The organism is Collinsella ihumii (assembly GCF_030385545.1).
GTDB lineage: Bacteria > Actinomycetota > Coriobacteriia > Coriobacteriales > Coriobacteriaceae > Collinsella > Collinsella ihumii.
The window spans coordinates 164,830-185,025 of record NZ_JAUEIQ010000004.1 but is presented as its reverse complement, the minus strand read 5'-3'; the positions used below and the strand labels follow the sequence as shown (position 1 = coordinate 185,025).

18 protein-coding genes are annotated in these 20,196 nt (G+C 66.5%); 6 read left to right on the top strand and 12 right to left on the bottom strand.

Annotation, left to right across the window (positions count from 1 at the left end):
• Positions 1–213: 213 nt before the first annotated feature.
• Positions 214–1,239, bottom strand: a complete 1,026-nt coding sequence (locus QVN30_RS05700; RefSeq protein WP_087201107.1) for an aspartate-semialdehyde dehydrogenase — start codon at positions 1,237–1,239, stop codon at positions 214–216.
• A 60-nt stretch (positions 1,240–1,299) separates the two neighbouring features.
• Entirely contained in the window at positions 1,300–2,664 is a 1,365-nt protein-coding gene (locus tag QVN30_RS05695) for an aspartate kinase (protein ID WP_087201105.1), read from the bottom strand.
• 295 nt (positions 2,665–2,959) lie between these two features.
• On the opposite strand from QVN30_RS05695, the gene thrC reads away from it, so the two are divergent.
• The 5 genes from thrC to yihA all read left to right on the top strand — a co-directional run bounded on the left by thrC (position 2,960) and on the right by yihA (position 7,886).
• A complete protein-coding gene (gene thrC / locus QVN30_RS05690; protein ID WP_289835744.1) occupies positions 2,960–4,468 on the top strand; it encodes a threonine synthase in 1,509 nt (502 codons plus the stop codon).
• Positions 4,469–4,561: 93 nt separating this feature from the next.
• Entirely contained in the window at positions 4,562–5,443 is an 882-nt protein-coding gene (gene thrB / locus QVN30_RS05685) for a homoserine kinase (protein WP_087201102.1), read from the top strand.
• 99 nt (positions 5,444–5,542) lie between these two features.
• Positions 5,543–6,217 (top strand): DUF1648 domain-containing protein, encoded by a 675-nt coding sequence (locus QVN30_RS05680; RefSeq protein ID WP_289835743.1) that lies wholly within the window; start codon positions 5,543–5,545, stop codon positions 6,215–6,217.
• Between the two features lie 175 nt (positions 6,218–6,392).
• Positions 6,393–7,220 carry a 5'-methylthioadenosine/S-adenosylhomocysteine nucleosidase gene (locus QVN30_RS05675; protein ID WP_273341669.1) on the top strand — a complete coding sequence of 276 codons (828 nt, stop codon included), beginning with the start codon at positions 6,393–6,395 and terminating at the stop codon, positions 7,218–7,220.
• A gap of 45 nt (positions 7,221–7,265) precedes the next feature.
• Complete coding sequence (yihA, locus tag QVN30_RS05670; protein ID WP_204538534.1) at positions 7,266–7,886, top strand: ribosome biogenesis GTP-binding protein YihA/YsxC; 621 nt, start codon at positions 7,266–7,268, stop codon at positions 7,884–7,886.
• A gap of 121 nt (positions 7,887–8,007) precedes the next feature.
• On the opposite strand, the gene QVN30_RS05665 is transcribed toward yihA, so the two are convergent.
• From QVN30_RS05665 to ligA, 4 genes are all read right to left on the bottom strand, one after another.
• Entirely contained in the window at positions 8,008–9,978 is a 1,971-nt protein-coding gene (locus tag QVN30_RS05665) for an ABC transporter ATP-binding protein (protein WP_289835742.1), read from the bottom strand.
• Entirely contained in the window at positions 9,971–11,788 is a 1,818-nt protein-coding gene (locus tag QVN30_RS05660; protein ID WP_289835741.1) for an ABC transporter ATP-binding protein, read from the bottom strand. The genes QVN30_RS05665 and QVN30_RS05660 overlap by 8 nt, the downstream gene beginning before the upstream one ends.
• Positions 11,781–12,344 (bottom strand): MarR family winged helix-turn-helix transcriptional regulator, encoded by a 564-nt coding sequence (locus tag QVN30_RS05655; RefSeq protein ID WP_289835740.1) that lies wholly within the window; start codon positions 12,342–12,344, stop codon positions 11,781–11,783. Before QVN30_RS05655 ends, QVN30_RS05660 begins: the two co-directional genes overlap by 8 nt.
• 136 nt (positions 12,345–12,480) lie before the next feature.
• Positions 12,481–14,658 carry an NAD-dependent DNA ligase LigA gene (ligA, locus tag QVN30_RS05650; protein ID WP_289835763.1) on the bottom strand — a complete coding sequence of 726 codons (2,178 nt, stop codon included), beginning with the start codon at positions 14,656–14,658 and terminating at the stop codon, positions 12,481–12,483.
• 322 nt (positions 14,659–14,980) lie between these two features.
• On the opposite strand from ligA, the gene QVN30_RS05645 reads away from it, so the two are divergent.
• Positions 14,981–15,637, top strand: a complete 657-nt coding sequence (locus tag QVN30_RS05645) for a helix-turn-helix transcriptional regulator (RefSeq protein ID WP_289835739.1) — start codon at positions 14,981–14,983, stop codon at positions 15,635–15,637.
• A 225-nt stretch (positions 15,638–15,862) separates the two neighbouring features.
• On the opposite strand, the gene QVN30_RS05640 is transcribed toward QVN30_RS05645, so the two are convergent.
• From QVN30_RS05640 to rsxC, 6 genes are read right to left on the bottom strand one after another with little or no spacing between them, the layout of a single operon-like run.
• A complete protein-coding gene (locus tag QVN30_RS05640; RefSeq protein WP_289835738.1) occupies positions 15,863–16,027 on the bottom strand; it encodes a hypothetical protein in 165 nt (54 codons plus the stop codon).
• Between the two features lie 11 nt (positions 16,028–16,038).
• Positions 16,039–16,635, bottom strand: coding sequence for an Rnf-Nqr domain containing protein (locus QVN30_RS05635; RefSeq protein ID WP_066828473.1), 597 nt, complete (start codon positions 16,633–16,635; stop codon positions 16,039–16,041).
• Positions 16,635–17,285, bottom strand: a complete 651-nt coding sequence (locus QVN30_RS05630) for an Rnf-Nqr domain containing protein (RefSeq protein ID WP_204538522.1) — start codon at positions 17,283–17,285, stop codon at positions 16,635–16,637. Before QVN30_RS05630 ends, QVN30_RS05635 begins: the two co-directional genes overlap by 1 nt.
• A 1-nt stretch (position 17,286) precedes the next feature.
• Positions 17,287–17,874: an FMN-binding protein gene (locus QVN30_RS05625; protein ID WP_289835737.1), complete on the bottom strand. Its 588-nt coding sequence runs from the start codon at positions 17,872–17,874 to the stop codon at positions 17,287–17,289.
• Positions 17,861–18,808 (bottom strand): RnfABCDGE type electron transport complex subunit D, encoded by a 948-nt coding sequence (locus QVN30_RS05620; protein ID WP_229254060.1) that lies wholly within the window; start codon positions 18,806–18,808, stop codon positions 17,861–17,863. The genes QVN30_RS05625 and QVN30_RS05620 overlap by 14 nt, the downstream gene beginning before the upstream one ends.
• The gene (gene rsxC / locus QVN30_RS05615) at positions 18,805–20,142 is read right to left on the bottom strand and encodes an electron transport complex subunit RsxC (protein ID WP_289835736.1); all 1,338 of its coding nucleotides are present in this window, start codon (positions 20,140–20,142) and stop codon (positions 18,805–18,807) included. The genes QVN30_RS05620 and rsxC overlap by 4 nt, the downstream gene beginning before the upstream one ends.
• Positions 20,143–20,196 lie beyond the last annotated feature (54 nt).

The following is a 20,196-nucleotide window of genomic DNA, read 5'->3' as shown; positions in this document are numbered from 1 at the left end:
TCCTCCGCGAGCAACAACCTCGTAGCCATACGCCGAACCCATCCCAACGCAGTATGAAAACTCAGTAACCGATAATGATAGCGCCCGTACTTTAACCGAACCTAAACGGGGCGAACCTTTGGGGACAGTCCCTTTTTGCTCACGACGGCGCATGTGCGCCGTCGTGAGCAAAAAGGGACTGTCCCCAAAGGTTCGCCCCGTTATTGGATGCGGCTACTCGGTCAGCAGCTTGGCGATCTGGACGGCGTTGGTGGCAGCGCCCTTGCGGATCTGGTCGCCGCAGCACCAGAACGTGATGCCGCGCGCCGTGTTCGGATTGGAGATGTCGCGACGCAGGCGGCCGACCCAGATCAGATCCTGGTCGGACGTGTCGATCGGCATGGGATAGCGGTCGTGCGCGCTCGCCGCCTCGCGGTCGTCGACGAGCTTCACGCCCGGGGCGGCAGCCAAGGCCTCGCGCGCCTCCTCGAGCGTGATGTCGCGCTCGAACTCGAGCGTGACGCTCTCGGAGTGCGAACGCAGCACCGGAACGCGCACGCAGGTGCAGTTCACGCGCAGCTCGGGCAGGTGCATGATCTTGCGGCCCTCGTTTTGCAGCTTCATCTCCTCGGAGGTGTAGCCCTCCTCCTTGAAGCCGCCGATCTGCGGGATGAGGTTGCTCACGAGCTGGGCCGCGAACGCACGAGGCTCGGGGATGGCCTCGCCGCGGCCCATGGCGGCAATCTGCGCCTCGAGCTCGGCCATGCCCGGCGCACCGGCGCCGCTGGCGGCCTGATAGGTCGACACGATCATGCGCGTCACGCCCGCGACCTTGTGCAGCGGCCAGGTGGGCACCAGGCCGATGATCGTCGCGCAGTTGGGGTTGGCGATGATGCCATGATGCCAGGAGATGTCCTCGGCGTTGATCTCGGGAACGACCAGGGGCACATCCGGATCCAGGCGGAACGCGTGGCTGTTGTCGACCACGACCGCACCCGCCTCGACGGCCTTCGGCAGCATATCGCGCGCGATATCGTCATCGACGGCGCCCAGCACGATATCGCAGCCCTCGAACGCCTCGGGGCGGGCCTCCTCGATCTCGACCTCGCCGCCGGCGAAAGCGACCTTCTTGCCCGCGGAGCGCGCGCTGGCGAGCAGCTTGAGCTTGCCCACCGGGAAGTTCTGCTCCTCCAGGCACTGGACCATCTGCGTGCCCACGGCGCCCGTCGCACCGAGAATCGCTACGGTGTACTGCTTCATGATGTCCCTCCCATATACCGGACCGGTGGTTTGCTGGGGAATCAGCGGCCGATTGATTCCCTAAAACGGCTGCGGGGTCGGCTCCAGATCCGACGTCTCGACGATGCCGTTCTCATCGGAGAACGCCTTGTAGATCGTGCGGATCGCCGTCTCGAAGTCCTTCTCCTCGACGCCGACGATGATGTTGATCTCGTCGCAGCCCTGCGTGATCATGCGCACGCTCACGCCCGCCTGGCCGAGCATGCCGAACAGGTGGCCCGCCACGCCGGCGCGGCCATGCAGGTTGCGGCCGACCGTGGCGATCAGCGCCAAGTCCTCCACGACCTCGATCTGAAGCGGCTGGACCTCCTCCTGGATGTCGGCGATGATCGAGTAGAGCGAATCGTGCACGTCATCGGCCTGAACGACGGCTGCAAACTGGTCCACGCCCGTGGGCATGTGCTCGACGCTCACGTTGTAGCGCTCGAACACCGACAGGGCGCGGCGCATGAAACCGATGCGGCTCGTCGTGCGGTCGCGCGCGACGTTGATGGCCAAAAAGCCGCGCTTGCCCGACACGCCCGTGATGATGGGCTCGCTCTCGCCCTCCTTGGCGTGCTCGGAGATGATCGTCCCGGGGTCGGACGGCGCGTTCGTGTTCTTGATCACGAGCGGGATGCCCGCCTCGCGCACCGGGAAGATGGCCTCCTCGTGCAGCACCGACGCGCCCATGTAGGAGAGCTCGCGCAGCTCCTCGTAGGTGATGCGGCCGATGGGCTGCGCCTCGGGCACGATGCGCGGATCCGCCGAATAGAAGCCGGACACGTCGGTCCAGTTCTCATACAGGTCGGCGCCCAGGCACTTGGCGAGAATCGAGCCGGAGATGTCCCCGCCGCCGCGGTCGAGCAGGCAGATGCGGCCCTCGCGCGTGGCGCCGTAGAAGCCCGGCATCACGAAGCCGCCGCGCGGGGCGCGCTCGTCGAGCAGCTTGGCCGTGCGCTCCATCGAGAGCGTGCCGTCATGATGGAACGCCACGACGTCGGCGGCGTCCAAAAACGGCAGGTCGAGATACTCGGCCATCAGGCGCGCCGTGAAGTACTCGCCGCGGCTGACGAGCTCCTCGGTGCTGAACCCGCCGGTGCGGGCCTTGTCGCAAAACGCGGCCATCTCCTCGCGGATGGGATAGGAAAGACCCAGCTCGTCGGCGATATCGACGTAGCGCTGCACGATGTCGTCGAGCAGGTCGTCGCACGACACGCTGTACTTGACGTGCGCGTTCACGAGATACAGCAGGTCGGTGACCTTGGCGTCCCCGCTGCGCCGGCGCCCGCACGCGGACACGACGACGAAACGGCGCGCGGGATCCGCATCGATGATCCCCTTGATCTTCCTGAAATGCTCGGCGTCCGCGACGGAGGAGCCGCCGAACTTGGCAACCTTGATCATGAACCAACTAACCTTCCCCGAAAAGCCACCACCGGCCGCCCGAAGACCCGCTGCGGCGATGCAGCGCGGACGCGACAGATAGCAGGAGCCACTTTAGTAGGTGCAAGTGTACTAGCCGTTTCGTCGAGGGTCAAAACCGGTGCGAAACGTCGTCCATTTGTTTCCAAACGGAAAACGTCCTGTGTTCAGCCGCTGGTATCGCAACCCGGATGCACCGCGAGAACCGCGCAGACCGCGACCGCTCTGCTACGATATCTCCACGATTCACTTTTGTTAGATAAAGGGGTGGTTCCCGATGGGTCTGTTCCACAGCACGCGCTCCCGTGAAGCCACGTGCACCGCCAAGCAAGCCATTCGCCGCGGCATCGCGCCCGATGGCGGCCTGTACGTCTCGGACGCGCTCGGCGAGACCACCATCGACGTCGCGACGCTCGCATCCAAGAGCTATTTCGAGCTCGCCCGCGAGGTGCTGGGCATCCTGCTTCCCGACTACACCGCTGACGAGATCGCGGCGTGCGTGGAGGAGGCGTACGGCGGCACGTTCGCGAGCGAGGAGGTCACCCCGCTCGTCCCGCTCAAGCAGGCGCCCAACGCCGACGGCGTCTCCACCTACGTGCTCGAGCTGTTCGGCGGCCCCACGAGCGCCTTCAAGGACGTGGCCCTGCAGATGCTGCCCCGCCTCATGGCGCGCACCGGCACGGGCGACAACGCGGGCGAGAAGATCATGATCGTGACCGCCACCTCCGGCGATACCGGCAAGGCGGCGCTCGCCGGATTCGCCGACGCGCCGGGCTGCGGCATCACCGTGTTCTACCCCGAGGGCAAGGTCAGCCGCGTGCAGGAGCTCCAGATGACCACGCAGGAGGGCGCGAACGTCTCCGTCTGCGGCGTCCGCGGCAACTTCGACGACGCCCAGAGCGCCGTGAAGCGCATCTTCGCCGACACGGAGCTGGCCGTGCGCCTGGCCGACGCGGGCGTCGTCCTCTCGAGCGCCAACTCCATCAACGTCGGCCGCCTCGTGCCCCAGGTCGTGTACTACTTCGCCGCCTACGCGCAGCTGCTGCGCGCCGGCGCGATCAAGGCGGGCGACGCCGTCGAGTTCTGCGTGCCCACGGGCAATTTCGGCGACATCCTCGCCGGCTACTATGCGCGCCGCATGGGCCTGCCCGTCAGCCGACTCATCGTGGCGAGCGACAAGAACAACGTCCTGTTCGACTTCCTCACCACCGGCACCTACGACCGCAAGCGGCCGTTTTTCACCACCACCTCGCCCTCCATGGACATCCTGATCTCGTCCAACCTGGAGCGCATGCTCTACTACGCGGCCGACGGCGACTGCGAGCTCGTGGCGAACCTCATGGCCGGCCTCGCCGACGGCGGGTCCTACACCGTCCCCGCCGAGGTGCTCGCCCGCATCCAGGACGTCTTCGGGTGCGGCTGGGCCGACGAGGACCAGGTCGCCGCTGCCATCCGCGACTGCTGGGACGCCAACGCCTACGTCATCGACCCGCACACCGCCTGCGGCTACCACGTGCTCGAAGAGCTCCCCGCCTCCCCCGGCACCGCCGCGCGCGTGCTGCTGTCCACGGCAAGCCCCTACAAGTTCCCGCGCGCCGTCGCCGGCGCGCTCGGCCTGTTCTGCCCTCCGAGCGACTTCGCCTGCATGGACGTTCTCGCCAAGGCGACGGGCACCACGCCGCCCGCCCAGCTCGCGACGCTGCAGCAGAAGCCGACTCTCCACACCGACGTGGTCGACGTGGACGCCATGGGCGCCTTCGTGGAGCACGCGGCCCTGAACCTGTAACCGCCGGGCATCCGCGTCGCGTCCGCGCGCCGCGCGCGAAGGCGGCCTGCGGCGCCGCGCAGACGCGACGGACCCGGTCTGATTGGAGTTTGCATGATCAAGATCACCGTTCCGGCCACCAGCGCGAACCTGGGCATCGGCTACGACACGCTCGGCATGGCGGTGTCGCTCTACTCGCACTTCACCTTCGACCGCGCCGAGCGCCTCACCATCACCGGGTGCCCCGAGGAGTTCCGAAACGAGGACAACCTCGTCTACGTCTCGTTCGTCGACGCGCTGCGTGAGTGGGACGAGGAGCCGTTCCCCGTATCCATCGACATCCAGACCGAGGTGCCCGTCGCCCGCGGCCTGGGCTCGAGCTCGACCTGCGTCGTCGCCGGCATCATGGCCGCGGCAGCGCTCACCGGCCACACGGTCGACCGCGCCGAGCTCGTCCGCATCGCCACCGCCGTCGAGGGCCATCCCGACAACGTCGCGCCCGCCATCCTCGGTGGCGCCGTCTGCTCGTTCACCCCCGAAGGGGACCTTCCCCGCTGCCTGCGCTACGAGGTATCCGACCGCCTGCGCTTCATCACCATCATCCCGCCCTACGAGGTCCATACGAGCGAGGCGCGCAAGGTCGTGCCCCAGCAGATCCCGCTGTCGAGCGCCGTATGGCAGATGGGCCGCATCGCCGGCATGACGCGCGGCCTGGAGACCGGCGACACCGACCTGATCGCCGCCGCCAACGACGATCGCCTGCAGGAGCCCTATCGCCGGCCGCTCATTCCCGACTACGACGCGATTCGCCGCACGTGCCTTGCCGGCGGCGCCAAGACGTTGTGGATCTCCGGCTCGGGCTCCACGCTCATGGCCGTGACCGACGACACCATCGTCGCCAAGTTCCTGCAGGTGAGGCTGCAGGAGAGCTTCCCTGGCTGCGCGACGCATATCCTGACGTGCGACACGGAAGGCGCCCAGATCGAGTACCTGTGATAAGCGGGCGGCGCGGCGGGATGCACATTCGATACAGGCCGTGACCGCATCGAACGGCTATGATTGATGGATTCAGACCCTGTTCACGAGGAGCCCATCATGGACGAACCCACCGCTAAGCCGCTTTCACCCGTCGTCACCGCCGTGTGCCTCCTGCTCGCCTTCTCCCCCGCCATCGCGCTGGCGGTCTCATGGGGCATGCTGCCCGATGTCATCCCCGCGCACTGGGACGCCGAGGGGATCGACCGCTGGGGGTCCAAGGTCGAGATGGTCGCGGTGCCGGCGGTCACGTTCCTTGCAAGCGGCGGCCTTCTCTTTGGCGCACGGCGCACCACGGGCGACGAGCGCGTCTCGTTTCTGAACGGGTCGCTTGGCGAGCGCGCCGTCATGGTCGTGTCGAGCATCTGCGTCTCGCTCGTCGGGCTCGTCTCGCTTATCTGCTGGATCACGGGCGCCCTGGCACCCGAAGCCGCCGGCGGCGCCATCGAGACGGCGACGCTTTCCTGGCAGGTGTTCGGCGTGCCCGCGATCTTCCTGGTGGCGGGCATCCTGCTTGCGCTGCGAGCCCTCAACATGCCCGAGGACGCAGAGATGCTGCTGGAAGAGCAGTACCATGCGCAACGCATCGCCGGCGCCATCATGGTTGTCGCCGGCGCCGTCATGGCCGTGCTCTCCGCGCTCGTGCTCAGCGGCACCATGATCCAGGTCGGCCAGGCCGCGATCGCAGCCGTCGCCATGGTCTTCGTCTTCGTGCTGCTCAAGCGCTGGCTGTAAAAGCCGGGGCATGGGTCATTTGGGGACGGGTTCATTTCAACCCATGGCTGCGCAGCACGCAGCCATGGGTTGAAATGAACCCGTCCCCAAATGACCCCGCAGTGGAGAATGCGCGATGTCCGCGGCCAGCTGATACCATAGGGAGCCAGCAAGCAAGCGAGGACAGGAGATGCGCATGACCCCGACGATTGCCATCATCGGCGCACTGGAGAAGGAAGTCCGTCAGATCTATCAGGAGATCGAGCACGGCACCGTCGCCGAGGAGGCAGGCCTCACCATCGTGGGCGGCGAGTACCACGGGTTCAACCTTGTCGCCACCACCGCGGGCATGGGCACCGTCAACGCGGCGGCGGCATCCCAGCACCTTGTGACCCGCTACGGCGCCAACGCCCTCATCTTCTCCGGCATCGCCGGCGGCCTCAACCCCGCGCTGCACATCGGCGACGTCGTCATCGGCGAGCGCCTGCGCTACATCGACACCGACACCTCTCTGATCGCCGAGTCGGCACCCGGGCTAGAGGAGTTCACCTCCAGCGACTACCTCGTCGACGTGGCAGAGGAGGTCCTGGTCGCCCACGGCTACATCGACGCCGCGCTCGACGAGCGGCTCACCGCGCCCGGAAGCACCGCGCGCGAGATCGCGGACGCCTCCCCGTACCGCCGCAACAACACCGACGCCGAGCCGCAGCGCTACCTGCGCGGGACCATCGCGACCGGCAACCGCTTCATCACCGGAGACGAGCTGCGCCGTGCCGTCATCGAGGCGACGGGCGCCGATTGCGCCGAAATGGAAGGCGCCGCCGTCGCCCACGTCGCCGCCAAATGCGGCATCGACTGCCTGGTGCTGCGCGCCATCTCGGACAACTGCGACGAGGCGTACGATGCCTTCTGCGAGCGCACCTTCGATCTGGACGAGTACGCGCGTAGCGCGAGCGGCCTGACGCTCGCCATCATCCGCCGCCTGGCGGGCAAGCTCGGCCTGCGCGACCACGACGCCGAATAAGGCACCCCGCCGACTGAGAGCGACCACCGACCAAGGAGTTCCCTTATGACCGACGCCATCCGCTACCAGACCGCCAAGTTCGTCGCGAGCTACGGCAACGCCTCCAAGATCCCGCCCTCGACCTGCCCGGAGGTGTGCTTCGTCGGCCGCTCGAACGTGGGCAAGTCCTCCATCATGAACAAGCTGTTCAACCGCAAGAACCTCGTGAAGGTGTCGAGCACGCCGGGCAAGACGAGCAACGTCAACTTCTTCGTCGCCGACGGCGTGCACTTCGTCGACCTGCCCGGCTACGGCTTTGCGCAGCGCTCCAAATCCGAGCGCGAGCGCTGGGCCGACCTCATCTTCGACTTCCTGGATATGGAGCGCAGCTTCAACCTGGTCGTCTCGCTGGTCGACATCCGGCACGATCCCAGCAAGCTCGACCACCAGATGATCGAGTTTTTGCAGGAGGGCGGCTATCCGTTCGTCGTGGCGCTGACCAAGGCCGACAAGCTCTCGCGCAGCCAGCAGGGTCGCCAGCTTGCCACCATCCGCAAGCAGCTCAACGTGCCCGCCGAGGACATCTTCGTGACCTCTTCGGCAACCGGCCAGGGCATCGACGAGCTCAAGCGCCGTATCGAGGCCGCCTGCCTCGACGAGGGCGAGGACGAGCCGGCCGAGGAGTAGGCAGGACGCCCACAAGGCTTCCGAACACGAAGGGCGGGGCGCCTCGCGGAAGAGGAATCATTTCCTGATCCGTGGGGCGCCCCGCTTTTTGAGAAAAAATCACCTGTCCCTAAAAAATCAGCTAGTCGAGCTCCTTCAAGCCCTGGTACAGCTCCCAGTATTCGCCGTGCTGCGCGAGCAGCTGCTCATGGGTGCCGCGCTCGATGATCTTGCCGTGCTCGAGGACCATGATCGCATCGGCGTTGCGCACAGTCGACAGGCGGTGCGCGATCATAAACGTCGTGCGACCCTCCATGATGCGGTCCATGCCGCGCTCGATCAGCTTCTCGGTGCGCGTGTCGATGCTCGACGTCGCCTCGTCCAAGATGAGCACCGGCGGATCGGCCACCGCGACGCGCGCGATGGCGAGCAGCTGCCGCTGCCCTTGCGACAGGTTCGCGCCGTCCGAGGTCACCATGGTGTCATAGCCCTGCGGCAGACGGCGGATGAACGAGTCCGCGCAGGCGGCCCGGGCGGCCTCGCGCACCTCCTCGTCGGTCGCATCGAGCTTGCCGAAGCGGATGTTGTCCGCGATCGTCCCCGTGAACAGGTGCGTGTCCTGCAAGACGATGCCCAGAGAGCGCCGCAGGTCGTCCTTGGCGATATGCTGCACGTTGATGCCGTCGAAGGTGATCTCGCCCCCGTTGATCTCGTAGAACCGGTTGATGAGGTTCGTGATCGTGGTCTTGCCCGCGCCGGTCGAGCCCACGAAGGCGATCTTCTGCCCCGGCTTGGCGAACAGGTTGAGCTTCGTCAGGACCAGGCGACCCGGCACATAGCCGAAGTCCACGTCGTGGAAGCGCACGTCACCGCGCAGCGGGATGCGCCCGCACGCGAGCACCGTGCCGTCCGCGCCGAGCGCGGTCCGCTGCGCGACCGCTCCCGACTGCTCGGCCGCAAGCTCCCCCTTCTCGCTCGCGCCATCGGTCCTCGCCGCGTTGGCGGAGGCGCCGTCGGCCAGCGGGACGAGCGCGCCGTACGCGCCCACGCCCACGCCGTCGGGAAGCTGCCATGCCCAGCTGTCCCCGCCCGTGCGCACGAGCCTGACCTCACCCTCGTCGACCTCGGGCTCAAGCTCCATCGCGGCGAACAGGCGCTCGGCACCGGCAAGCGCGTTCAGCAGGAAGTTGCCCAGCTGCGTGAACTGGTTGATGGGCTGCGTCGCCTGGCGCACGAACACCAGGTAGCTCGCGAGCGCGCCCACGTCGGCCATGCCGTTGACGGCCAGGATCGCGCCCACGACGGCCACGATCGTGTAGTTGATGTAGCCCACGCACACCGTGGTGGGCACCATCGTGAAGGCGTAGTTCTGCGCCGAGGCGCCCGCGCGGCGCAGGTCGTCGTTGCGCTCGGCGAACTCCGCGACGTTCGCCGCCTCGTGGTTGAACACCTTGACGACCTTCTGGCCTGCGACCATCTCCTCGATATAGCCGTCGAGCGAACCCAGCGCGTCCTGCTGGCGCGCGAAGAACGCCTTGCTGCGGCCGCCGGAAAAGCGCACGTACAGGGCGATGACCACGTTGCACGCGACCGTGATGAGCGTGAGCTGCCAGTTGAGCACGAACAGCACGGCGAGCGTTCCGACCATCTGGATGAACGCCTGAATCACGTTGGCGAAGCTGTTGTTCAGGGCCTCGGCCACCGTGTCGACGTCATTGGTGAAGTAGCTCATCACGTCGCCGGTGCGCGTGCGGTCGAAATACGACAGCGGCAGCGTCTGGATATGCGCGAACAGGTCGCGGCGGATGTCGAACACGACCTTCTGAGCCGCGCGCACCATCGTCTGCGTGTAGCCGAAGGCGGACACAACGCCGATCGCGTACACGCCCGCCGTCAGCATCACCAGACCCGGCAGCTCGTCGGCGCGCCCCTCGGACAGGGCGTTCACCACGGGGCGCACCATGTAGGTGCCGAACAGGTTGGCCAGCGCCGCCACGGATACGAGCACCGCCACCACCAGCAGCGAGAGCTTCGCATGACCCATGTAGGCGAGCAGACGGCCCACCGTGTGGCGCAGATCGTTCGGTCGCGCCTGCGCAGTCGTCCTAGCCACGGCGCTCACCCCCTTCCTCCACATCGACGGACGACGCGGCGCGCTCATCGGCCGACGCAGCTGCGCCCGCGTGCGCGCCATCCTCCGCATGCTCCATCTGAGAGGCGTAGATCTCCTGGTAGATGCTATCGTTTGCAAGAAGCTCGGCGTGCGTGCCGTGCGCATGCACGCGTCCGTCGTCCAGCACGAAGATCTCGTCGGCATCCATGACCGACGTGATGCGCTGAGCGATGATGATCGTCGTCACGCCCGGGATGCTCGCCAGATTGGCGCGGATCTTCGCCTCGGTGGCCATGTCCACCGCGCTCGTCGAGTCATCGAAGATCAGGACGCGCGGGCGCTTGAGCAGCGTGCGGGCGATGCACAGGCGCTGCTTCTGGCCGCCCGACACGCCGGCGCCGCCCTGGCCCAAGTCACCCGCCAGGCCGCCGATGCGGTCCAAAAACTCGTCGGCACAGGCCAGGCGACACGCCTCGAGCAGCTCCTCGTCGGTCGCGTCGGCGTCGCCCCAGCGCAGGTTCTCGGCCACCGTGCCGGTGAACAGCACGTTTTTCTGCAGCACGACGCCTACCGCATCGCGCAGGGACGCAAGGTCGTAGGCGCGCACGTCGTGGCCGCCCACCAGCACCGCACCGTCCGTCGCGTCATACAGGCGCGCGATCAGCTGCACGAGCGAGCTTTTGCCCGAACCCGTCGAGCCGAGCACGCCCACGGTCGCGCCGCTCGGCACGCGCAGGGACACGTGCTCCAGCACGTCCTCTTCCGCAGCCGCGCTGTACTTGAAGCTCACGTCGCGGAACTCGACGGATCCGTCGGGCACGTCGGTGAGCGCCTCCCCGTCGGCGGGGCTCGCGAGCTCAGGCACCTCGCCGAGCACGTCGCGCACGCGGCGGATGCTCGTCAGCGCGCGCGTGAGCAGCAAGAACACGTTGGAGATCATCATGAGCGAGTTCATGATCTGCAGCACATAGCTCATGAAGCCCGTGAGGGTGCCCACGCCGAGCGCCCCGGTCGCCACCATGTGCCCGCCGACCGCGAGCACCAGCACGGTCGTCGTGTACATGACCAGCTGGAATGCCGGAAGGTTGAGCACGGCCGTCGAGAACGTCTTGGTCGAGGTGCGCGCCAGCTCGCCGTTGACGCCCGCGAACACGTCGCACTCGTGCGGGCCGCGCACGTACGCCTTGACGGCGCGCACCGCGGTCACGTCCTCCTGCACCACGTTGTTGAGATGGTCCATCGACACCTGCAGGTCGCGGTAGAGCGGCGCCGCGCGCCACGTGATGAGGCCGAGCAGGACGCCGAGCAGCGGCATCGTGCAGAAGAACACGACGGCGAGCTCGGCGCTCATGATGCTCGCGTACGCAAGCCCCATGATCAGCAGCACCGGGCCGCGCACCATGGGTCGAAAGCCGCTCGAGATCGCGTTTTGGATCACGGTGATGTCCGTCGTCATGCGCGTCACCAGGCTGGAAGTCTGGTAGCGGTCGAGATTGCCGAACGCGAACGCTTGGATCTTTTCGTACTCCGCCTGACGCAGGCGGGCGCCGAGCCCCGTGGCGAGACGGGAGGCGAACCGCGCATAGCCCAGGCCCAAGACCAGCGAGAGTAGCGCGAGCGCGAGCATGATCGCGCCCTGGCGCATGATGACCGCCACGTCGCCCGACGCGATGCCCTCGTCGATGATGCTGGCCATGAGCATGGGGATCAGAAGCTCGAGCGAGGTCTCGAGCGCGACGAACAGCGCTCCGAGCGCCGCGTCGCGGCGATACGGCCCCACGTAGGAAAGCAGCAGGCGAATCTCAGACATGGCGAACCTCCGCGCTTTCGGACTCGGTTGACTCTTCGGACTGCGACTGCGTGCCTGCGGGCTCGGCGCCATCGGGCGCACGACCCGCGTCGGCGCGAGACAGATGCGCCCGCATGTTGACCTGAACGCGATCGAGCAGCCGTGCGAGCGCCGCGCGCTCATCGGGCGAAAAGCCCGCAAGCATGACCTCGTCGGTCATCGCGCACACCTTGTCCCAGCGCGACACCGCCTCGACGCCCTTCTCGGTGAGCTCGACGGCACGGCGCCGACGGTCCTCCCCGGGGACCAGGCGCACGAACCCCGCGCGGCCGAGCGTATCGAGCATGCGCGAGACGGCGGCAGGGTCGATGGAGAAATAGCTCGCGATGTCGCGCTGAGGGCTCGTGCCGTGCACGGCGAGATACGACAGGATACGGGGCTGCCCCGGACCGAGTCCGAGTTCCGGCAGGTACGGATGGTTGCACGACCGCATGAGATGGAACATCATGCTGACCTGCATGTGAAAATCAGTGAGGGAAAACCCGAGTGGAAACGATTCCGATATCTGTTCTTCCATGAGCATGCACCTTTTGACATACCAATAGTTGATATATCAAGTATAGCCCGTTCACGCGTCGCGGTACATTACGGCTGCGGACATTGAGGCGGTGCTTTGTGCCCCGCGACGAAGTGACGGTTTCTGCGGAAAGGCACTATACCGCCGGAACCTCCCCGGTCGCCAGGATCTGCTCGAGAGCGTCCTCATCGAGCACCGGTACACCGAGCGACTCCGCTTTCGTGAGCTTGGAGCCTGCCTTGGGTCCTGCTACGAGAAAGCTCGTCTTCTTGGACACCGATCCGGTCACCTTGGCACCGAGCGCCTTGAGCGCCGCGCCCGCCTCGTCGCGCGTGCGGTTGACTAGCGTGCCGGTCAGCACGAAGATGAGACCCGCCAGCGGCTGGCCGGCGGCCAGGTCGGCATCCACGCCGGTCTCTGCGGCCGCGCGCTCGGCGGCACCCGACAGGTCCTCTTCCAACGAAAGCCCCGCCACGCGCAGGCGGTCGAGCACGGCCAGGTTGTCCGGCACCGCGAGGAACTGCTTCACGCTCTCGGCGATCTTGGGTCCGATGCCGTCGATCGCGGCGATATCCTCCTCGCTTGCGGCCACCAGCGCGTCGATGGTCAGGAAGCGCTGCGCGATGAGCTCGCCCACGGACTTGCCCACATGGCGGATACCCAGGGCGAACAGCACGCGGCCGAGCGGCTGGGCCTTCGATTTGTTGAGCTCGTCGATCACCTTGGCGGCGATCGTGGCGCCCACGGGAATCGGATCGCCGGCGCGCACGCCGCGGCGCGCATCGTCCTTGAGGTAGGTACGGCCCGTGTCGAGCCCCGCGACCTGGTCGGTCGTCAGCGTGTAGAAATCCGCCACGTCGTGCAGAAGGCCCGCCTCGATCATCTTGTCCACGAGCTCCTCGCCCACGCCGTCGACATCCATGCAGCCGCGGCTCACCCAGTGGAGCAGGCGCTCCTTGAGCTGGGCGGGGCAATCGATGGAAACGCAACGGTAGGCGACCTCGCCGTCCTCATGCACCACGGGGGCTCCGCAGGCGGGGCAGGTTGCCGGCATGTGCCAGGGCTCGGCGCCGTCCGGGCGCTTGTCGAGGACCGGTCCCACGACCTCGGGGATCACGTCGCCCGCCTTGTGCACGATGATGGTGTCGCCCTCGCGGACGTCTTTGCGGTGCACCTCGTCCTCGTTGTGCAGCGTCGCGCGCGCGATGGTGGAGCCCGCCACGGTCACCGGGTCGAACTCGGCAACCGGCGTGAGCACGCCGGTGCGCCCCACCTGGATGCGGATCTCGCGCAGCACGGTCGTCTTCTCCTCGGGCGGGAACTTGAACGCGATGGCCCAGCGCGGCGCGCGCGCCGTGAAGCCGAGGTCGTTTTGCTGGTCGAACGAATCGACCTTCACGACCACGCCGTCGATGTCGTAATCGAGGTCGCTTCGGTGCGCAAGCGCCTCGGCGCAAAACTCGTGCACCTCGGCGGGCGTATTGCAGCGCGCCACATTGGGGTTGACCGAGAAGCCCGCATCGCGCAGCCAGGCGAGAAACTCGTGCTGGGACCCCACGTGCAGCGGCGCGGTGTCGGCGACGGCATACAGAAACGTGGACAGGTCGCGGCGCGCGGTCACCTTCGGATCCTTCTGGCGCAGGCTGCCGGCGGCGGCGTTGCGCGGGTTGGCGAAGGGATCGCGGCCCTCGGCATCGGCCTCCTCGTTCAGGCGCACAAAGCTGCCCTTGGGCATGTACACCTCGCCGCGAACCTCGATGGGCGTTCCGCGGTCGGCCCCCATATGGGCGAGGGCCGTCTCCGACAGGTGCATGGGCACATCGCGGATCGTGCGGACGTTCAGGCTCACGTCCTCGCCCGTCGTGCCGTCGCCGCGCGTCGCCGCGCGCGCGAAGGCGCCGTTCTGATACGTGAGGGCCACGCCCAGACCGTCGATCTTGAGCTCGCAGGTGTAGACGACATGCCCCGCGCCCAGCGCCTCCTCGGTGCGCCTCAGCCACTCGTCGAGCTCCTCGAGGTTCATGGCATCGTCCATGGAGTACATGCGCGCCATGTGCGTCACTGGGGCGAACTGCTCGGACACGTAGCCGCCCACGCGCTGCGTGTAGGAATCGGGCGTCACGAGGTCGGGGTAGGCGGCCTCGAGCTGCTGGAGCTCGACCAGCAGCTTGTCGAATGCGGCATCCGTGATCTCGGGCGCGTCGAGCATGTAATAGCGATAGGCGTGGTAGTCGAGCAGATGGCGCAGCTCGGCAGCGCGCTCGGCGGCCGCATCGTGCTCCGCTGCCGACGTCGTCTCGACCGGCGCATCCAACGTACCGTCACCAAACAGGCTCTGCTGCTCCACGATGGCTTCCCTTCACTCGGTTTGACTCGACCTCATAGGGTACACCACCGGTGGCGCATTTGGGGACGGGGCCGTTTTTACCCATGACGGCGCAACGCGCCCACAGTGCAAATCGGGGGACGTACCTGTTGCGTGCAAAAATGCACGCAACAGGTACGTCCCCCGATTTGCACTGTGGGCGCGTTGCCTGTCAAAACCTTTTGACAGGCCGCTCACCCCACCCGACGGCCTCGATGCGGTCCGTTCGGGAAAGAATGGAAGTAACGACAATCAGAAGAAGGGAAACGCGGTGAGCACCCGTATCAAACATGAGGCCATGATTATCGGCTCTGCCATTCGCGAACATCGGGTGGCGGCCGGTTGGACGCAGGGAGAGCTGGCACGGCGCGTGTACGTGACCCGGCAGACCGTGAACAACTGGGAAGCCGGCAAGACCCTTCCGGACACCCAGAGCCTTCGTCTTCTCGCCGAGGCGTTCGAAACCTCGATGGACGACCTCGCAGGGACAACGCTACCGGAAATCGAACGAGCCGCTGAGGCGCGACACGAGCTGCTTGGCCTGCTTGCCCGATTCGCCATCGCAATAATCGGATGCGTGGTGATAGCCATCCCGTATATGGTTTTACGGCATCACGCGAGCGATTCGATCGGCGACTCCGAAAACAGCACCTACCAGGGATTCTGGCTTCTGTGCTCGATGCTCATGTTCGCCTGCGCCATATGGGGCTCGCTGCTTCGCTCCCGAATCCATCGTCTGATGCGAAAACGCGACATGGATGACGCCGTGGCGCTCATACGCTTCTTAGAAGGAAGCCCTAGGCGCTCCCCCGTACCCGACACCTTTCTGTACCGTGTGGTCCTTCCGCATTGGAACGTGGTCTGGTTCCTCAGCTCCGTCGTGTTAGCGATCATCATCTTGCTGATCGCGCTGCTGCTGACGATATGATGTCGACGTCCCGCAAGGCTTTGCCGCACCGTTCCTCCATCCGTCCGCCATTCACCCGCCCTATGGACAAGCGCAAAGAGAGGCGACGACATTCAAAAGCCATAAGAAGACTCCCCGGCCGGCATCGTACCGACCGGGGAGTCCCCAAGCGGCGGCTTCATCGCCAAAATGAGTGCGGGCGCGGCCCACTCGGCCCCGTCCCAAAAAGCACCACCGGAAAGCGAGCTACTTGGCCTCAGGCTCCTCGGCAGCCGCAGCGGCGGCGTCCTCGGCGTCGCAGCGGTCGTGGTAGTGCAAGAGCCCCACGGCGATCGCCAGCGCGGCGGCAAGAGGAAGCGCCACGACCAAAAGCAGCAACGGCGGCATGCCGATCATGATGATGAGATCCATAGCCAGCCTCCTTACGCGAACAGTCCGCCGGCGATACCCGCCACGCAGGAAAACGCCATGCACATGAGCGAAGCCGTCACCAGCGAGATGGGGAGACCGCGCAGGGCCCCGGGCACCAGGCGCTCGTCGATGCGCTGGCGGATCGTGGCGAACAGCACAACGGCGATGAAGGCGCCGAGGCCCGCTCCGATGGAGGAGCCGGTCGCCACGGCGAGCGTCGTCGCCTCACCGGCGGCGGCGTTGCCGAGCGGAGCCGCGAGCACGCAGGCGTTGACCGCGAGCAGGGTGCACTGCGTCATGATGCGCGCACGCGCGGCCTCGCTCTTGCCGGTGCATGCCACGGCGCCGTACAGGAACACCACGATCGAGCTCACGAGCACGTAGGCGATCGGAGCCATGTAGCCGATGCCCCACGGCTCGAAGAACAGGGCGAAGATCGGCCAGCCGACCAGACCGGAAATGGACGTGGCGGCCCACAGGGCAAGCCCGAACCTTACGGCATCCTGCGGCTTAAACGCCAGCAGAAAGACCGCGACCATGCCCACCATCTGGGCAAAGACGACATTGCTATCGAACGCCGCCGTGAATAGCGCGCTCAAAAACTCCATTAGCGCTCACCACCTTCGGACTGTTTGCGGCTGATCGCGACGGCGCTCTCGATGGACTGCACGAACGTGGCGACCAGCGCCATGATCAAAAGCGAGCCTGCAGGCTTGCCGAAGATGGCGATCGGCGTCGCGGCGAGCTCGGTCATGGTGAGACCGAAGACCTGGCCGGTCGCGAACATGCCGTTGATGAAGCCCACGAAGGTGAGCGTCGCGCACGTGCAGACCGCGGCGAACAGGGCCGTCGCCAGCGAGGACTTCGCCGTCGGGGCCGCGGCGAACCCGTCGCAGGAGACAAACGTCATGGCCATCGCGTTCAGGGCGGCAAGCGTCACATAGATGCCGAGGTCCTCGTGGACCACGGGGTCGATGACGCGCAGGGCGAACCCGAGCAGGATCGCGATGGTGACGCTCACGGTGAGCGTCACGGGAATGTAGGCGAACCGCCCCGTCACGGCCCGCAGCGGGCGCGCCAGGATCGCCATGGCGAGGATGCTTGCGGCGGACACCGCGCCGATGGCAAAGCCGTCGACCGCAGAGGTCGCCACGAACAGGCCGGGCAGCGATCCGGCGACGACCAAAAACGTGGGCGTATGGGTGAGCGCGCGCACGCGCTCGTCCTGCTCACGCTGGATAAGCTCGTTCAGCGCCATGTTAGTTACCCCCCAACTGCGCATAGGCCTCGAACGCGATGTTCAAACAGCCGATCACCGCGTTGCTCGTGAACGTCGCGCCCGAGACGCCGTCGACGTGCGTCTCGCCGCTGCCGGCCTCCTCGACCGTCAGCGTGCCCGTCGCGGGAAGCTCAGCAAACGTGCCGAAGTAGTCCTCGGTCAGGGCGTTCGTGCCGATGCCGTCGGTCTCGTCCTCGGTGACGATCTGGATGCCGGCGACCGTGCCGTCGGTGCCGATGCCGACCATGAGCTCGACGTCGCCGTGGTAGCCCGTAGCCGAGCAGTCGAAGACCCACGCGCCGTCGTTGGTCTGGTACACGGAGTTCAGGCCCTCGATCGCAGGAGCGCTGACCTGCTCGAACGAGGTCGCATCGGGGAACAGCAGCGCGCGCTGGGCGCCGCCCTTAGACTCGTCGAGGCGCGCGTCGGCCTCGGCGAAGGCGTCGTGGCCGGCGAAGTTGACGCCCGCGGTGATGCCGCCGCAGAAGACAACGACCAGCACGATCGCGACCAGCGAATACCAGGCGCCTTCCTTATGGCGCGCCAGCCAGGAATTAGATGAGGGCATTCTTGACACCTCCAGCCGGAAGCGGACGCGTGATGCGGTCGATCAGCGGCACGAACATGTTCATGAACAGGATGGAGAACGCCACGCCCTCGGGAGAGGACGCGAAGAAGCGGATGAGCCCCGTGATGATGCCGCAGCACAGGCCGAATATGATCTTGCCCACCGGGTTCATCGGCGTGGTCGTGTAGTCGGTCGCCATGAAGAAGGCGCCCATGGCAAGACCGCCGGACAGCAGCTGGTAGACGACATCCTGACCCGCAAAGGCCGAGATGAGCGCCACGGCGCCGATGAACGGCAGCGTCGCCCAGGCGTCGACCACGCGCACGGCGAGCAGGAAGATGTAGCCGATCAGAAGCGTAATGATGCAGGTCTCGCCCAGTGCGCCGGCATGGTTGCCGAGCAGCAGGTCGAGGTAGCTGTAGGGCATATCGCCCGCGCTTGCCATGGCGAGCGGGGTGGCGCCAGTGATGGCGTCGAGCGGCTTGCCCGCCACGTCGGGATAGGCCGAAAGCGCGCTCGGCAGCGCGACCATGATGAACACGCGCGCGGCGACCGCCGGGTTGAAGATGTTGCAGCCGATGCCGCCGAACAGCATCTTCACCACGACGATGGCGAACGCGGTGCCGAGCACGGCGACCCAAAACGGGCAGTTCGCCGGCAGCGTGAAGGCGAACAGCATGGCGGTGACCACGCAGGACATATCGCCCGCCGTGGACTCGCGGTGCATGGCGATGCAGCACAGGTGCTCGCTCACGAGCGCCGTCGAGATGCAGACGAGCACCAGAAGCGGCGCGGCGAGACCGTAGAGCACGGTCGCCGCGATGAGCGTGGGCACGAGCGCCAGGCAGACGGCGCCCATGATTTTGGTGGTGGAAGCGTTACCGTGGAAATGCGGAGATGCCTCGTTGATGAGATTCATGATGCTTAAGCTCACGCCCCCTTCGCAGGCTGGGTGAGGCGCGCGACCTCGCTCCGATAGAAACCCTTGCCCTCGCGGATCGACGCGGTGATGCGGCGATGGGCCGGGCAGGTGTAGGCGCAGCTGCCGCACTCCATGCAGTTCATGATGCCGAGCTCATCGAGCGCAACGACATCATGGCTGCGCGAGGCGGAATCGAGCGCGTACGGCATGAGCCCGAGCGGGCACACGCGCACGCAGCGCCCGCAGCGGATGCACGGTGTCTCGTCGGGCAGGACGGCCTGGTCGTCCAGGCACAGGATGGCGTTGTTGGCCTTGATGATGGGGCAGTCGATGCTCGTGAGCGTGCGTCCCATCATGGGACCGCCCATGATGATCTTACGCGGCTCCTTGGTAAGCCCGCCCGTCGCCTCGATGATGTCGCGCACGCTCATGCCGATCGGCACGCGGTAGTTGCCCGGGTTGGCGACGCAATCGCCCGCGAGCGTGAGCGTCTTGGTCACGAGCGGCATGCCGTAGCGGAAATACTGCTCGATGCGCGACGCGGTGGTGACGTTGACCACGAGGCAGCCGACATCGACCGGCAGGCCGCCTGCGGGCACGTCGCGGCCGGTCGTGGCGCTGATGAGCACCTTCTCGCCGCCCGCGGGGTACTTGGTGGGAATGGCCATGACGTCGATGAGGTCGCTCCAGCCCTTTGCCGCCACCGTCTCGGTGAGCTTGGCTATGGCCTCGGGCTTGTTGTCCTCGATGCCGATGACCGCGGCGGGGATCTCGAGCGCGGTCGCGATGCGGTGGACGCCGTCGACGACGCGCTCGGCGTGTTCCATCATCTGGCGGTAGTCGCTCGTGATGAACGGCTCGCACTCCATGCCGTTGATGATGAGGAACTCGAACTTCTTCCCCTCGGGCGCGCGCATCTTGAACCACGTGGGAAAGGCGGCTCCGCCCAGGCCCACCGCGCCCGACGCGCGCACGCAATCGAGGAACTCCTCCTTGGTGCTGTAGCTCGGCTGCGCGAGCGCGGGATCGTTTTCCATCTTGCCGTCGGACTCGATGGCGACGACCGGCGCCGTGGCCCCGGTCGGCAGCTGCTCGGTGTCGGTGGAGACCACCGTGCCCGAGACGCTCGCGTGGACGGGTGCGTACAGGCCCGACCCGTCACCGATCAGCGTGCCCACATACACATGGTCGCCCGGCTTCACGCACGGCGTGCACGGGCCTCCGATATGCATGTTGAGCGGGATGCGCACCCGTTCGGGCGGCGTCACGGACGTGCAGGCGTATTCCCGCACATCCTTGCACTGGGGCGGATGGACTCCTCCCCGTGTCTTGTGCAGAGAGAACATGTTCTCCCCCTTCTGACCTCTCTCCCCCTTTATTCTGCAATCAGAATAAACACA

Bases quoted from the DNA above. Each gene is read 5' to 3' on its own strand.
- QVN30_RS05675 (WP_273341669.1), top strand. From the start codon at position 6,393: ATGACCCCGACGATTGCCATCATCGGCGCACTGGAGAAGGAAGTCCGT.
- QVN30_RS05660 (WP_289835741.1), bottom strand. From the start codon at position 11,788: ATGTCTGAGATTCGCCTGCTGCTTTCCTACGTGGGGCCGTATCGCCGC.
- thrB (WP_087201102.1), top strand. From the start codon at position 4,562: ATGATCAAGATCACCGTTCCGGCCACCAGCGCGAACCTGGGCATCGGC.
- QVN30_RS05700 (WP_087201107.1), bottom strand. From the start codon at position 1,239: ATGAAGCAGTACACCGTAGCGATTCTCGGTGCGACGGGCGCCGTGGGC.
- thrC (WP_289835744.1), top strand. From the start codon at position 2,960: ATGGGTCTGTTCCACAGCACGCGCTCCCGTGAAGCCACGTGCACCGCC.
- QVN30_RS05695 (WP_087201105.1), bottom strand. From the start codon at position 2,664: ATGATCAAGGTTGCCAAGTTCGGCGGCTCCTCCGTCGCGGACGCCGAG.
- QVN30_RS05625 (WP_289835737.1), bottom strand. From the start codon at position 17,874: ATGCCCTCATCTAATTCCTGGCTGGCGCGCCATAAGGAAGGCGCCTGG.
- yihA (WP_204538534.1), top strand. From the start codon at position 7,266: ATGACCGACGCCATCCGCTACCAGACCGCCAAGTTCGTCGCGAGCTAC.
- rsxC (WP_289835736.1), bottom strand. From the start codon at position 20,142: ATGTTCTCTCTGCACAAGACACGGGGAGGAGTCCATCCGCCCCAGTGC.
- QVN30_RS05640 (WP_289835738.1), bottom strand. From the start codon at position 16,027: ATGGATCTCATCATCATGATCGGCATGCCGCCGTTGCTGCTTTTGGTC.
- QVN30_RS05635 (WP_066828473.1), bottom strand. From the start codon at position 16,635: ATGGAGTTTTTGAGCGCGCTATTCACGGCGGCGTTCGATAGCAATGTC.
- QVN30_RS05655 (WP_289835740.1), bottom strand. From the start codon at position 12,344: ATGGAAGAACAGATATCGGAATCGTTTCCACTCGGGTTTTCCCTCACT.
- QVN30_RS05630 (WP_204538522.1), bottom strand. From the start codon at position 17,285: ATGGCGCTGAACGAGCTTATCCAGCGTGAGCAGGACGAGCGCGTGCGC.
- QVN30_RS05680 (WP_289835743.1), top strand. From the start codon at position 5,543: ATGGACGAACCCACCGCTAAGCCGCTTTCACCCGTCGTCACCGCCGTG.